Source organism: Thermococcus sp. Bubb.Bath (assembly GCF_012027595.1).
In the GTDB taxonomy this organism is placed as follows: domain Archaea; phylum Methanobacteriota_B; class Thermococci; order Thermococcales; family Thermococcaceae; genus Thermococcus.
This window is the reverse complement of sequence record NZ_SNUR01000001.1, coordinates 392,266-406,621: the sequence shown is the minus strand read 5'-3', so window position 1 is coordinate 406,621 and position 14,356 is coordinate 392,266. Positions and strand designations below refer to the sequence as shown.

General features: G+C 49.2%; 15 protein-coding genes. 14 read left to right on the top strand and 1 reads right to left on the bottom strand.

The genetic code is table 11. From position 1 onward, the window contains the following. The first annotated feature begins 20 nt into the window (after window positions 1–20). The 13 genes from rpl7ae to ndk all read left to right on the top strand — a co-directional run bounded on the left by rpl7ae (window position 21) and on the right by ndk (window position 11,584). Entirely contained in the window at window positions 21–392 is a 372-nt protein-coding gene (gene rpl7ae, locus E3E29_RS02220; RefSeq protein ID WP_167909295.1) for a 50S ribosomal protein L7Ae, read from the top strand. 56 nt (window positions 393–448) lie between these two features. Further along, window positions 449–661, top strand: a complete 213-nt coding sequence (locus E3E29_RS02215) for a 30S ribosomal protein S28e (protein WP_167909294.1) — start codon at window positions 449–451, stop codon at window positions 659–661. Between the two features lie 2 nt (window positions 662–663). Then, on the top strand, window positions 664–867 hold the full coding sequence (locus tag E3E29_RS02210; protein WP_167909818.1) for a 50S ribosomal protein L24e: 204 nt from the start codon (window positions 664–666) through the stop codon (window positions 865–867). A 127-nt stretch (window positions 868–994) separates the two neighbouring features. Further along, on the top strand, window positions 995–2,131 hold the full coding sequence (locus tag E3E29_RS02205) for a hypothetical protein (RefSeq protein ID WP_167909293.1): 1,137 nt from the start codon (window positions 995–997) through the stop codon (window positions 2,129–2,131). A 139-nt stretch (window positions 2,132–2,270) separates the two neighbouring features. After that, the gene (gene cobO, locus E3E29_RS02200) at window positions 2,271–2,798 is read left to right on the top strand and encodes a cob(I)yrinic acid a,c-diamide adenosyltransferase (protein ID WP_167909292.1); all 528 of its coding nucleotides are present in this window, start codon (window positions 2,271–2,273) and stop codon (window positions 2,796–2,798) included. A 278-nt stretch (window positions 2,799–3,076) separates the two neighbouring features. Next, the gene (locus E3E29_RS02195) at window positions 3,077–4,678 is read left to right on the top strand and encodes a hypothetical protein (RefSeq protein WP_167909291.1); all 1,602 of its coding nucleotides are present in this window, start codon (window positions 3,077–3,079) and stop codon (window positions 4,676–4,678) included. A 160-nt stretch (window positions 4,679–4,838) separates the two neighbouring features. After that, window positions 4,839–5,687: a hypothetical protein gene (locus E3E29_RS02190; RefSeq protein ID WP_167909290.1), complete on the top strand. Its 849-nt coding sequence runs from the start codon at window positions 4,839–4,841 to the stop codon at window positions 5,685–5,687. A 17-nt stretch (window positions 5,688–5,704) separates the two neighbouring features. Beyond that, window positions 5,705–7,336, top strand: a complete 1,632-nt coding sequence (locus tag E3E29_RS02185; RefSeq protein ID WP_167909289.1) for a CGP-CTERM sorting domain-containing protein — start codon at window positions 5,705–5,707, stop codon at window positions 7,334–7,336. Window positions 7,337–7,381: 45 nt separating this feature from the next. Further along, the gene (locus E3E29_RS02180) at window positions 7,382–9,052 is read left to right on the top strand and encodes a hypothetical protein (protein WP_167909288.1); all 1,671 of its coding nucleotides are present in this window, start codon (window positions 7,382–7,384) and stop codon (window positions 9,050–9,052) included. 93 nt (window positions 9,053–9,145) lie between these two features. After that, window positions 9,146–9,901, top strand: a complete 756-nt coding sequence (locus E3E29_RS02175; RefSeq protein ID WP_167909287.1) for a hypothetical protein — start codon at window positions 9,146–9,148, stop codon at window positions 9,899–9,901. Continuing rightward, entirely contained in the window at window positions 9,898–10,347 is a 450-nt protein-coding gene (locus E3E29_RS02170; protein ID WP_167909286.1) for a hypothetical protein, read from the top strand. Before E3E29_RS02175 ends, E3E29_RS02170 begins: the two co-directional genes overlap by 4 nt. Then, a complete protein-coding gene (locus E3E29_RS02165) occupies window positions 10,334–11,044 on the top strand; it encodes an ATP-binding cassette domain-containing protein (protein ID WP_167909285.1) in 711 nt (236 codons plus the stop codon). The genes E3E29_RS02170 and E3E29_RS02165 overlap by 14 nt, the downstream gene beginning before the upstream one ends. Before the next feature lie 15 nt (window positions 11,045–11,059). Beyond that, on the top strand, window positions 11,060–11,584 hold the full coding sequence (ndk, locus tag E3E29_RS02160; protein WP_167909817.1) for a nucleoside-diphosphate kinase: 525 nt from the start codon (window positions 11,060–11,062) through the stop codon (window positions 11,582–11,584). Between the two features lie 44 nt (window positions 11,585–11,628). Here ndk and E3E29_RS02155 read toward each other — a convergent pair whose 3' ends face one another. Continuing rightward, window positions 11,629–12,468, bottom strand: a complete 840-nt coding sequence (locus E3E29_RS02155) for a hypothetical protein (protein WP_167909284.1) — start codon at window positions 12,466–12,468, stop codon at window positions 11,629–11,631. A gap of 89 nt (window positions 12,469–12,557) precedes the next feature. On the opposite strand from E3E29_RS02155, the gene infB reads away from it, so the two are divergent. Further along, window positions 12,558–14,354 carry a translation initiation factor IF-2 gene (infB, locus tag E3E29_RS02150; RefSeq protein WP_167909816.1) on the top strand — a complete coding sequence of 599 codons (1,797 nt, stop codon included), beginning with the start codon at window positions 12,558–12,560 and terminating at the stop codon, window positions 14,352–14,354. Window positions 14,355–14,356 lie beyond the last annotated feature (2 nt).

Below are 14,356 nucleotides of genomic sequence, written 5' to 3'. Positions count from 1 at the left end.
AGGTTTCGGAGGGATGAAAGATGGCGAAGCCGAGCTACGTGAAGTTTGAGGTTCCAAGCGAGCTTGCTGAGAAGGCCCTTGAGGCCGTCGAGGTTGCTCGCGACACCGGAAGGATAAGGAAGGGTACCAACGAGACCACCAAGGCCATAGAGAGGGGCCAGGCCAGGCTCGTTGTAATCGCTGAGGACGTTGATCCTGAGGAGATAGTTGCCCACCTCCCGCCGCTGTGCGAGGAGAAGGAGATACCGTACATATACGTTCCGAGCAAGAAGGAGCTCGGCGCCGCCGCCGGCCTTGAGGTTCCGGCCGCGAGCGTCGCCATAGTTGAGGCGGGCAAGGCCCGCGAGCTCGTTGAGGATATAGCCACGAAGGTTAAGGAGCTTATGAAGTGAGCTCCTTTTCCTTCATTCACATCAAATTCATCGCGAGGTTTTAAGGGGTGTGAAGAATGAGCGACGAAGGCTTTCCCGCTGAGGTTATAGAGATCATCGCAAGGGCCGGCGTCACCGGTGGCGTCACCCAGGTAAAGGTTCGCGTTCTTGAGGGCCGCGACAAGAGCCGCGTCATCAGGAGGAACATCAAGGGGCCGGTCCGCGTTGGTGACATAGTCATCCTCAGAGAGACCGAGCGTGAGGCCAGAGAGATCAGGAGGAGGAGATGAAGATGGCCCGCTGGAACGTCTGCTCCTACTGCGGAAAGGAGTTCGAGCCGGGAACCGGCAAGATGTACGTCAGGAACGACGGCAGAGTCCTGTTCTTCTGCTCCGGCAAGTGCGAGAAGCTCTACTTCATGGGCAGGAACCCAAGGAAGCTCAAGTGGACCAAGGCCTTCCAGGAGGCCCGCCTCCAGAGGGCCAAGAGGAAGTGAATTTTCTATTTTTCTTTAGTAATTTTAGTCCAATGCATAGCTTTTTTGATTGTTAATTTCTAACATGCAAAAGGCTTAAATACTTTGGATGCGCTAACTATATTGACAACCCTGTTGGGGGGGTCAGATGCGACAAAAGATAGTGTGGTTTGTACTTGGAGTTTTGATTGGAAGTCTCTTCGTGGTTGCAGCATACCCCACAAGTAGGGCGGTTCAGTACGGCGTCCCAACCGTTCAGAAGATTGATGGAAGCAATTACACCGCTTATCTCCTTTACAATGAGGAAGGTCTCCCACTGAACACGGATGTCCTTAAAAACACGGTTCAGAAGCTTGCCGAAGAAAGCACTCCAAATGCTAAATGGCACGCCTATGCGGTTCCGGGACTTCCAAAAGGCTTAGCTATAACAGGCTACGGTATGAAAGTGACCCAAGATGGAAGGGTTGATATTCTGATCACTGTAAAGAGGGCTGGTTCTCCTATTGATGTTGAAAAAATCCAGAGTAGGCTTTTGGAGTGGAGCAAGAAAGCACCAACATTCAAGCCAGATAGGATCCCAAAGAGAAAGATCGGTGTCCCCAAGGGTTGGGAAGTTAAAACCGTGGGTAGCAACGGAAATGTCAAGGTTTACTCCACTGAGAGCTCTCCATACTGGCACAATTTTGGCAGAGTGGAATTGAACTATGATGATTCCCCCTATGGAAAGTTGTATGCCCAGTTCTCTATTTGGGGACTCTGGAATGATGGAAACCCAAATGAAGAAAGGTTGTTATGTACTACTGATGAGGACGGACATGGAACTTACCGCGTTACACCAGGAGTAGCCATAGGCGGCGATTATGGAAGCTACTTTACGGATGGTATAAAAATCACCCATGATTGGGGCATTGACTCTGCACTAAGTGGGCGCTTGGGAGAGATGAAGCCTGCTGGTACTCTGGAGAAAGATCAGACAATGACTATATCTATAGGACCTGTCTCTTACCCAATAGCAATAGGCGGATACAAAGTCTATGGAGATGCAATTGATCCCCAGGCAATATGGAACTTTGACATACCATATAATGAAGACTCATCCCATCATACAATTGAATTCATGCCCTCTTCAGAGGGTATAGTAAAAGAGTCAACTCTCCATGACGGATCATGGCATACGGTTATTCGTGTTACACTGTGGGCAAGATTCAGACATACAACTGTTTTAGGGCTCCTATACCACCATGATAGTTCCGTTTGGGTTGATTGGACTATTAAAGTCGGATGACAACTATTTTTAAAATTTTCCTCTGTCTATTACTATTGATGAACATACCACACTTATCAATGACAAACCTTATCGTTGAGGAAGTAGAAATAATCGAAATGGATAAATACTCCATTCCCAAACTTCTCCGGTGACCATAATGAGCTGGAAGGAGAGGCTCGGTTTAGTCCACATCTATACTGGAAACGGGAAGGGGAAGACGACGGCCGCCTTCGGCCTCGCTGTGAGGATGCTCGGCTCTGGTGGAAAGGTTCTGATAATCCAGTTCATGAAAGCTCCAAAGGCCTACGGAGAGCAAAAGAAGATCGAGGAGTGCGGGGCAGTCATAGAGTCCTACGGTCTGCCAAAGTTCGTGCACGGAAAACCGAGCGAGGAGGACATAGAGGCCGCCAAGAAAGCTCTCCAAAGGGCTAGAGAGGCAGTTTCAAGCGGTGAGTGGGACCTCGTCATCCTCGACGAGGTCTGCGTGGCCCTGGGCTTTAACATGCTATCGGTTGAGGAGATCAAGGAGCTCATTGAAAGCAAGGCACCAAACACCGAACTCGTTCTGACGGGAAGGTACTGCCCTGAGGAGCTCTTTCAGATGGCCGACTACGTCACGGAGATGAGGGAGATAAAGCACCCCTACCAGCGGGGTGTCCTGGCCAGGAGAGGGGTGGAGTACTGAGGCTGGATAGTGAATAAGAAATAAAGCTAAAAGATGGCTCAGTACTCTCTTTATTCGCCTAGACCTCAAACTCGGATTTTAATATAGAAGAGCAAAAAATGGTTCTTCATGCTTTAAATTTTCGATTGGAGAATTACTCACTTCCAAAAAAACATTGGAGGATTCAACGGCTAGGATTACAACTTAAGAAACTCGAAAAAGTTATAAATAGTAACTGTGTTTTGTATAATAAAGAAATGTACAACTGGAGAAATGGCAAGTTAAGGGGTGAGCCAGACGTGAGAACGGAAAGAGGTTTTGCCGCCATTTTTCTTATTTTCATTCTTTTTATCCAGACGTTCTTAACTGCCTCCGCTTTTGTCTCAGCTCAGGGCACGGAGCAAGAGAATATAACGTTCCCGGTCGTTATCTGGCCATTAAACGGAAGCTTCAAAGTGATACCCTACCATGTAAACGGCTGCATCCTGTACAGGGGAAACAGAACTTTGGGGTATACCATCAACTCGACTTCGGCGGTCTTTGTTAAGGGGAACATCTACGTTAACTGCAAAAACGTTACCGGCACCAGCATCATCATAAAGGGAGAAAACAGCAAAACAGAAAACAACTACACGACGACAACCATAATGTCCAGCATTTACATGAACACGCCGTTTCCAGCGGTTGAAGAACTCCGCTCCAGAAACCTAACGATAGAATACGACTACTACAACGAGAGCTATGCCCTCGTGAAGGTAACTTTTTCCAACTTAACCGTTTCTCCAGACATAGGATGGGCGTTTGGCTCGTTCGACCCAGCCCAATACGGCTGGCCAAGGGAGATAAAGCTCTCATTTCTCGTAAACAGGGACAACGGCGACTCATACCTACTTGATAACGGTTCAAAGAGGTACGTTGGAAACCTCCCGCTCCTCATGCCCCAGTTCGATATTATGAATTATCTCCACAGTGCGGTTAAAAACGCACAGGCTTTTGTTCAGCAGGTAAAGGAGAACCCATGGGTGATTGAGAACATCATAAACAAGGCAAAGATGAGCTCCGGCTACAATGCGTCAGAGATAATATCCAACGCAACACTTAACTTCACACACAGGATATTCAGCGTTAAGGGCATCTACCTTGGTCTGCCAATAAAACTGGCTGCAGAGGGAAATGGATCATCCGTCTATGCCCCACCGGTTAATTTTTCAATGCCCCTGCCCCTGCCGTGGGTGAACATAAGCAGGATACAGAGCAACGACACTGTGGAAGCCATAATAGAATACATCAAAACAGGGGATACCCGGGCCCTCAAGGACGAAATAAGACACACTCTGTACTGGAAATATCTTCCTTATCTCTCAACGAACCATTTCATTGCCACGTACATCCCTCCGAGGCCGGGGGACATCTTGGTTCTGCCCCTGAGTAAGAAGTACGAAGAGCAGCTGAACGCATCATACATCCTGTTCTATATTACCCCAAGCTCCGGTCAGTACCTTCACGTTAAGTACGACCCCCGGGTTCTCAACCCTCAGAAGGCAGAGGAGGACTGGAAGAGATACGGCTCATGCGTTCCCCTCATAGAGAGTGACCTCTTTGAGAGCCTCTCGAACTTCATGAACGATGCACTCACAACGGGGAGGATAAACCAGACCAAGCTCGATAACGTTTATCTAACCGTCAAGGGGGACGTGGCCAAATGCCTCGGTCAGAACGCCTCGGAGGATACTTCTCCAAGCGGTAAAGCTATTGGCGGTGCGGCTCCAAGTACCTCTTCGCCTAAAAACAGCCCCAGCGCTCAGAACACCGGAGAAAAGAAGGGACATGGAATCTGTGGTCCTGCTTTCATCGTTCCCCTGGCGTTAATCCCTGTCTGTGTGTGGAGGAAGAGAAAATGAACCCCCATGCTTTAAATTTTCGATTGGAGGATTACTTAATTCCAAAAAAAAACATTGGAGGATTAAGATGCCAAATTTACAATTTAGAAAATCCAAAAAGATTATAAACAATAATGGTATTATTAAGAATGGGCACGGTAGTGCCCGGAGGTGAATGGCCATGAGGAAAAAACTGGTAAGCCTCCTCGGAATACTGATTTTAGTAGCAGCAGTAACAATACCAGCAGTCGGGGCAACAACAGACACAACAGAACAGATAACTGAAAAAGGGATCTATTATCAAACAGGCACATCTTGGTCTGGCACCAATGACTATACAATAGTCTCAACAGTATATCCTACCGCCGGAGGTGCAACACCATCAGTTACCACTACAATCCCATGGGATGAGCTAGCTTCAGCAGACATACTCGTAACATACCTTAAGAGTGGAATCGAAACAAACACTGGAGATACTAAAAAATTCATTGAGGCAATGGGTTCGGTGTTCTATGGAAAAGGGAGTTATCACGAGTTTTCAGATCCTACCGGGAATGGATACGATAAATATTGGGTGTCTCCCTCGGACATGTACGGTCATGGAGGCAAAACAGGAAAAACTATCACCGTAAAGTACAGCTTAACACTCTACGCAGAATCAAAAGTCGAGGCAGAAGAAAAAATAAAAGCCGGTTTTGAGGCACTGGGACTTGAGGCAGAAGTCTCAGTTGTAGCATCTCAGACGGTTGGAACAAAAGTTGAGTATACAGTTGAGGTAACAACAACACTATACCAGCATTATTATACTACATGGTACGAGGGATCAATATGGAGACACTATCATGTAAATTCAAACTCTAACTTCATCCCAACTTCTTTCCCAAACAATAAAAACATGGCTTTCTCCATGGGGGGGACATATGACATTCAGGACCACAAGGACTTTAGTTTCTCAAAACATTTTACATTCTACAGTTATGATGACGTAGATTTAAGTTCTTTGGGAGCATATGGAACCCTAACGTCCTAAAGGAGGGAGTTAAGAAAATGAGATACTTCAGATTTCCCCTTCTTTTTTTTGTTTTCTTTATCGTTATAATGAGCCTAATGTACTCTCCTGTAACCACTGCAGGGGACATGGGTTCAAATTCCAACCCGGGAGAAATCTCCACCGACTGGGACATAGATTTCGTAGTGATGCAACCCCTCGATGACAACTTTAAGGTGATGCTCCCTCACATCAACTCATGTACTCCTTATCCTTATCTGAAAAATCGTCTGATCGGTTCCTACATAAACTCCTCAGCGGCCCTCTATGTACGTGCGACAGTCTACATAGGGTGCAACAATGTTTCTGACACGGACGTTGAAGTACTCCAGCCAAAAATCACAGGAGATGAAAACTTCAAGCGCATTACCGTCCCGGTGAGTGTGTACACAAACCTGCCCCTTCCATTCCCCCTTGAACTTAGATCAAACAAAGTGTCAATATCCTACGAATACCACAACTCGACTCATTTCTTTATCCTCATGAAGTTTCTCAACATAACCCTTTCCCCTGACCTTGAGAGTACCTTCGGCACCAGCAACCCAGCATCCTTTGGATGGCCAAAGAACATGACCCTTAGATTTATCGTTAACAAAGAAACCGGCGATTCATACCTCCTGGACAACGGCAAAAAGAGGTATGTTGGCGTGTTGCCACTGTACCTTCCTGAGTTCAATCCCAAACATTATTTGCTAACAATTAAAGAAAATGCTTTCAATTTTGTGCAGAGTGTGAAGTCGAATCCATGGGTTGTGGCGAGTGTAGCCCAGAAGGCCAAGCTCACCAACTCCACGAGGGAAAGAGACGAAATCATAAACGAAGCTGCAATGAACTTCAGCGAGAGAATACTCAATGTTGATCATAGATACCTTGGACTCCCTATAAAAATTCAAGGAGAAGTGGTGCTGGGATCCAGTGCAAACAGGGGAGAGGAAGTTAAAGAAATCAGGGCAAACGTCACCGCCATACTATCCTCCGCGAACACGACAAGGAAAGCCGTCTTAGAGTACCTCAAAACAGGTAACAAAGAAGGCATACTAAACCTCGTTAACAGGACTTTGTATATTCGCAGGGAATACCTCCCTCCGGCATTTATAAAGGTCCAAATCCCTCCAGTAAACGTGGATGACCAGTTGCCCCTGCCTTTGCCAGAGGAGTACTCAAACATGCTCGGAGCGAAGTATATTTATCTCCTTCTCGAAAGAAACACAACAAAGTATCCCTACGTCCACTATGATCCCAGAATATTTGACCCTAACAAGATTTCCAAGGAGTGGAACAGCCTCAGACCGTTTATTTCAGTCCTGTACTCCGATGTTTACAGCAACATGACTAACATACTTTACTCGGGGATTACAGAGGGAGACGTCAACTACACTCAGTTTGATGAGCTTTACCAAAAAATCTCATCGATGATAGACGAGTACTTTAAAGTGAACTACGGGGAAATTCCAAAATCAGAGAAAATAGACACGACGTCGGAAGGCAACATGGAGATAGCCAAGGATCAAATCTCATCTGCAAACCCTGCATCAGAGACTACAATGACCAAAAAGAAGGACATCTGCGGTCCTGCATTTATAGTTCCACTGGCGTTAATCCCGGTCTGGGCGTGGAGGAAGAGAAAGTGAGCCCATTGGATTTAGAAGTGAACTAACAAGCTGAGGTGAAGAGTAATGTTGGGAAAATCTCTTCGCAGAGGCCTCATTTTTCTTCTTTTTATCTTGATAATCAGCGGAACTCAACTCCCTTTCCGATATGTAAGTGCAGATAATAACACAAATGAAAGCGAGGGAACAATGCAACCAATCCCTATTCCGGTATGGCCTCTCGACTCCAATTTTAGAGTTCTCACTCCGAATGTCTCCTGTGTTTCACCCGTAGGTATGAACAATAGACTCATTGCTTATTACGTGAATTCTACCCATAGTTTATCCATAAGAATTTCCTTGTATGTCTCGTGCTCCAATATCTCAGGATATAGAGACCAGTTCCAATCGAATTATTCTCTAGAGGGTAGAGCACTTAGAGAGTCCATTTTTGTAATGTCGCCGAACATTACAAAGCTCTCAGAGAACTATACCAAAGTTGTTGTCCCAGTTAAAATCTACACAACTCTACTATACCCTTATCCCCTTGAAATCAGAACAAAGAATCTCAATATAAACTACGACACATATAACTCCACCTACCTAAAAGTTGAAGTGGACATCTCAAATACAACAGTTTCCCCGATGATGGAATGGACTTTGGGAGGCAGTGATCCAGCTTATTATGGACTGCCCAGAGAGATCAAAATTAATTTTCTTATAGACAAGCACACTGGAGAAGCATATCTACTGGATAATGGAGCCAAAAAATACGTGGGAGTGCTTCCCTTGTATCTTCCCGAATTTAATGTTAAAGAGTATCTCGTAGGTATCCAAGGGAATATGAAAGAGCTGATAAAAACCATAAAGTCAAATCCTTGGATTGTGGAGAATGTACTGCAAAAAGCAAAGCTGGCTAATTCCACAATGGAGCAGGACAAGATTATATCTCAGACAGTACTCAAGTTTGTCAATGAGATCTTTGGGAAAGGATACATGTACCTTGGTATCCCATTTAACGTGACATCAGGCGAAAGATTATACACTATCAGTCCTTATATTGAGTTCCACCGGATACTCCCAGTAGCCTATGTGAACAATGACCTAGTCCTGACAAAACAGAATCTGACTAAGGTTGCTATTGAGGAATATCTAACATCAAACAACACCGAAAAGATCATTCAATTAATTAATAGCACAATAAACATCCGCAGAATGCCGATCCCGAGGCTAAGTACCAATACATTCGTCTCCACCTCGGTCCCTATCCAACCAGGAGACCTGATAGTACTTCCACTTCCGGAGAGATACACAAGTCAACTTAACGCCACGTATGTGTATATATACATTCCGCACAATGCTAAGAGGTACCTGCATGTTACTTATAATCCGCAGGCATTTAATCCAAATAAAACCATAGAAGAATGGAAGAAGACGTCTTCCTTTATATATGTATTAAGAAGCGAGACCGCAGGGAATATCTCCAGATTTTTGTACTCCTCACTGACATCGGGGACGTTGAACTACACTCTCCTTGATGGGATATACTATCAGCTCTCCTCAGAGATTAGTTCCTATCTCCCTACTATATCCCCCTCATCAAAGGAGGTGACAACCATTTCCTCAGAGCTCCCGCAGAGCACTTCAACAACCTCCCCGGGGAAATCCTCCAGGGAAGGGAAAGGAGGCATTTGTGGACCTGCGTCCCTTCTTCCACTGGCGTTAATTCCAGCCTGGCTCTGGAGGAAAAGAAAATGAGCTCTCATATTCTTCTATCTTTGGAGTTTCAAGAGGATAACCCCACCGCTCCCCCACAACATCGGGGGCATCTACCACAGGGAGGTTGAAAAGATGAAGGCCCTAATGAAGAACGCGTTTTCAGACTACCTCCACGTTGAGATACTGGCGGTTATTCTGGCGGCAGTAATGGTCGCAGCGGTCACATCCTACATAGCGGCGGATTCCGTCTACAAGGCGTCGATCATCGGGGGCTCCGTAACTCCCCTCCTCGGAGCCCCAGGCCACCTCTCGGGGCAGGTTCAGGAGAAGGCACCGAGCTATTATGCCTCCCAGTACCTCACGATGAAGGAGAAGATAGCGGGCCTCTTCGGGGCCCTCGTGTGGTCGAACTCCAGCCTGCTCTCGTCCGTCTATGTCGTGGCCGTGATGATAGCCCTCTTCCCCTTGATGTACAGAACGAGGTCCTCATTTGTTCCCCTGCTCTTCAGGGAGAGGGCTTCGCCTGCGAAGACGGCTTTAATCGGACTCGCGGCCTCTTTCATCATCTTCCTGCCCCTGGCGTTCTCCGCCCTCTTTCCCATAGGAGTTGTCTCACTAAAATGGCTCTCCGGAATAAGTCAGGACTCCCTCATCCTGCTATCTTCCATCCTCCTCTCCCTTCTCCTGGCGGCAACGCTCGCCGTCTACTCAACCTACATCCTGTGGGGCAGGCTCGACCTCTCCATAGTATTCACCCTCCTCCTGGCTTTCCTCCTCTCCGGAAAGCTCGGCTTTGAGTGGAGGACTGTGTGGGTCTACCTCGGAACCTCCGCGGGCCTCATTGTAATCATGCTTTACTCCTTCCACAGGAGGTGGATGAGCGTATGAACTGGTCAAAAACCCTCACGGCAGTGGTAGTGCTCTCGCTCCTGCTCTCGGCTTCGGTCGCCGTCCTCGGAATCCCCTACTGGAGTCCCCTTAAGTCCTCGATGCACGCTGAAATAAGGCTCGATCAGGCGGACCAGCTCCTGAAGTTCGGCAGGGCCGTTGACAAAAACGTTACCTACTCCTTCGACGTTTTCTGGCCCCTTAAGGCGGGAAAAACCGAGTTGAACGTGAACCTCGCCAACCTGGCCTGCCCGGAGAACGCCAACTACACCATCAAAATCGTCACAATGAACGGCAGGGTTTTCCAGGGCTCAGGGCCGGTGAGCTTCGAGTTCAACAGGAGGGATCCGTTCCTCTACCTCCACGTTACCGTGGAGATTCCAAACTCCTGCGGGGTTCTTCCAAGCAGAAACGGCCCGGAGGTGGTTGTGGATGCCCGTTCGTGAGCTCGCCAGCGCTAAAGACCTCACTGTGAAGTTCCGCTACAACGTCGCCCTCGATGGAATAACCCTCGATCTAAAGGGCAACAGGATTCTTCTCCTCGGCTCCAACGGTTCCGGAAAGACCACCTTAATGAGGGTTCTATCCGGAATTCTCAGACCAACCGAAGGCTCAGTGAAGGTTCTCGGGTTTGATCCCTTCGAAAATCCTTCCAGGCTCTACTCCAGGATGCTCTACGTGAGGGACGTTGAGGATATCCCTTACATGATGAGGGTTTCAAGCGTCATCGACTACCTCTCCGATCTCTACGGCCCGGAACCCGTCAAAAACGCCGTTGAAACGCTTGGACTTAAAGAACACGCCTTCAAGCGTGTCGGGGAGCTTTCAAAGGGCCTTAGGAGGAGGGTGGCGATGATAGAGCCCCTGGCTTCCGATAGGGAGCTCATCCTGATGGACGAACCCTTCAGCGGCCTTGACGCGACGAGCAGGATAATCATAGCGAAGGCCCTCAACGACCTTCCTAAGAAAACAGGCCTCATCATAGCCAGCCACATACCTCTGAACCTTGGGATAGACCAGATGGTCGTCCTCGAAGGTGGAAAGCTCACGTACTCCGGCCCCTATCAAGAGGAGGTCGCAAAGAGGTACCTGGCCTGGATGGACTTTGACTCCAAAAAACCTATTAACCCCAGTGATCAATAAAACCCGGTGTTGGAAATGGCAGAGAACAGGATAGAGAGAACCCTCGTTATTCTAAAGCCCGATGCCGTCGTCAGGGGCCTCATGGGAGAGATAATCTCCAGGTTTGAGAAGCGCGGCCTTAAGATCGTCGGAATGAAGATGATATGGATAACGAGGGAGCTGGCAGAGAAGCACTATGAGGAGCACAAGGGCAAGCCCTTCTTCGAGCCGCTCATAGACTACATAACAAAGGCCCCCAGCGTCGTCATGGTCGTTGAAGGAAGATACGCCATAAGCGTCGTCAGAAAGATGTGCGGTGCCACCGACCCAAAGGACGCTGAGCCTGGAAGCATACGCGGTGACTACGGCCTCGACATAGGCGACTCGATATACAACGTCGTCCACGCCTCCGACAGCCCGGAGAGCGCCGAGAGGGAGATAAACCTCTACTTCAGGCCGGAAGAGCTCTTCGAGTACTGCAAGGCCGCCGACTGGTTCTACCACACCCACGCGAAGGCAAAGAAAGAGTACATGGACGAAATGGACTGCTTAGAGCGCTAATCTATGACAACGGCCTTCTTGTCCTTCTCTTTAAATTTCCTCCTTTAAAACTTCGCGTATTCGTCCATGACCTCTCTACATTCTTCAGGAAGGCTTCTCTTCGTTCTCCCCACGCGATAACTGCCCACGATCACCATCAGGGCGAAAGCGAGCACTATAATCAAAGATGAAGCCAGCAGCCCCGGCTTCATAAAAACACCAACGATACCAGGAAGAAACGCGAACCCGTAGCCTAAAGCTTTATCCCATATACCCGAAGAGGGAACAGCTAACATGCATTCCACGACCTTCCTCCAGCGCGGGAACTCCTCCGGGAGCTTTCCGCCGACCACCAGAGCACTACCGATTTTGTAAACACCGTAGCTGACTTTATCACTCAGACAACCGAAACCTTCCCTTTCGGCGAGTTCCCTTAGCTCTCCTCCGCACGGGACAGCCCTTAGATCGCGGCCGGGTTTTCTTGCGTGGAGAATAAGCACAACTGCCAGTATAACGAAGCCGGTTCCCATAAAGACTGGTCCCGCCGTTGCCATTAGGCCCACGTCCATTCCAAAGGCCGCCCAGAGGAAGAGACCGAGGCCCTGGTATTCATCCACGCTGAGGGCACCCTTCGAGCGGATCCAGACATAGGTTAAGGCCACGAGCGCTGCAAGAGCGGTATCCAGACCGATTGAGAACCTGCTCTGAACGAAGTCCCCGATGGGCGTTGAAACCACGGCAACAGCCCCAGGCACGTCAAAGTTTCCGTAGAACTGGAGCGAGAGCAGGTATGTGAAGAACGGTATCAGGACCGCCATCTCGATTTCTCCCGCCATCCCCTTGAGCCTGCCGTAGATGGCCGCCAAAAGCAACCCAATTCCCGTGCCTATGAGCAACCCTATCATCACCACCGGGCGGAATTACTACAGTAGTTTTTAATACTCGCGCCGAACCCTTTAAAAGCCCACACCTGATTTTAGCTCAGGTGAGAGAAATGGCGAAGAGGATTAGACAGCCCATCATCGCGGTTCTCGGCCACGTGGATCACGGCAAGACTACCTTGCTTGATAAGATAAGACATACTAATGTAGCAAGTAATGAAGCGGGAGGAATAACCCAGCACATAGGGGCCACTGAGGTTCCGATAGAGACCGTTCGGACCCTTGCCGGGCCGCTCATCAAGCTCTGGAAGGGAGAGATAAAGCTTCCCGGACTGCTATTCATAGATACCCCCGGTCACGAGGCATTCACGAGCCTCAGGGCTAGGGGAGGGAGCCTCGCCGACCTCGCGGTTCTCATCGTGGACATCAACGAGGGCTTTCAGCCGCAGACGATAGAGAGCATCGAGATACTCAGAAAGAACAGGACACCCTTCATAGTCGCCGCAAACAAGATAGACAGGATAAAGGGCTGGAAGGTCAAGGAGGACGAGCCCTTCCTCGTCAACATCAAGAAGCAGGACCAGGGAGCACAGCAAGAACTCGAAACCAAGCTCTGGGAGCTCATCGGGAAGTTCTACGAGATGGGCTTCAACGCCAACCGCTTCGACCGCGTCCAGGACTTTACACGCGAGCTGGCGATAGTGCCGATTTCCGCCAAGTACGGCATCGGTGTTCCAGAACTGCTGGTTCTCATAGCTGGCCTTTCACAGAAGTACCTCGAGGAGAAGCTTAAGATAGAGGTGGAGGGCCCCGCGCGCGGCACCATTCTCGAAGTTCGCGAGGAGCTCGGACTCGGAACCACGATAGACGTCATCATCTATGACGGAACCCTCAGGAAAGACGACACCATAGTTGTCGGCGGGAAGGACAAGGCGATAGTGACCAAAATCCGCGCCCTGCTCAAGCCCAAGCCCCTCGACGAGATAAGGGACCCAAGGTTCCGCTTTGACCAGGTGGATGAAGTGGTTGCAGCGGCAGGTATCAAGGTAGCCGCGCCCGGCCTGGAAGAGGCCCTTGCAGGTTCTCCGGTCATAGCGGCCCGCTCCGAGGAGGAGATTGAGAAGGCCAAAGAGGAGATACTCAGCCAGATACAGAGCGTCGTCATAAGCACCGGAAAGGTCGGCGTCATCGTCAAGGCCGACACCCTTGGAAGCCTTGAGGCCCTCAGCAAGGAGCTCGGAGAGAAGAACATCCCAATAAGGAAGGCCGACGTCGGCAACATCAGCAAGACGGACGTTATGGAGGCCCTGAGCGTCAAAGAGGAGGAGCCGAAGTACGGCGTCGTCCTCGGCTTCAACGTCAAGGTCAACGAGGACGCTGAGGAGGTTGCGAACGCCAAGGGCGTGCCCATCTTCGTCGGCAACATCATCTACAAGCTCATAGAGGACTACGAGGCCTGGGTCAAAGAGGAGGAAGAGAAGAGGAAGCGCGAGCTCCTCAAGAACGTCACCTTCCCCGGTGTCATCAGGCTCTACCCAGATGAGCGCTACGTCTTCAGGAGGAGCCACCCTGCCATAGTGGGGGTTGAGGTCGTGGAAGGTAGAATAAAGCCCGGTGTTGTCCTCATCAAGCAGAACGGCCAGAAGGTCGGCGTCATCAAGTCGATAAAGAACAAGAACGACTTCGTCCAGGAGGCGAAGAAGGGCGACGCGGTCGCGGTTGCTATAGAAGGAGCGATGGTGGGCAGACACATCCACCCAGGCGAAACCCTCTACGTGGATTTGAGCAAGAACGACGTCGTTCTGCTGGCGAAGCAGCTCAAGAACGAGCTCGACGAGACCGACATAAAAGCCCTGAAGATGACTGCGAAGGTGAAGGCCCAGCAGGATCCGTTCTGGAAGGCCGTTTGAGG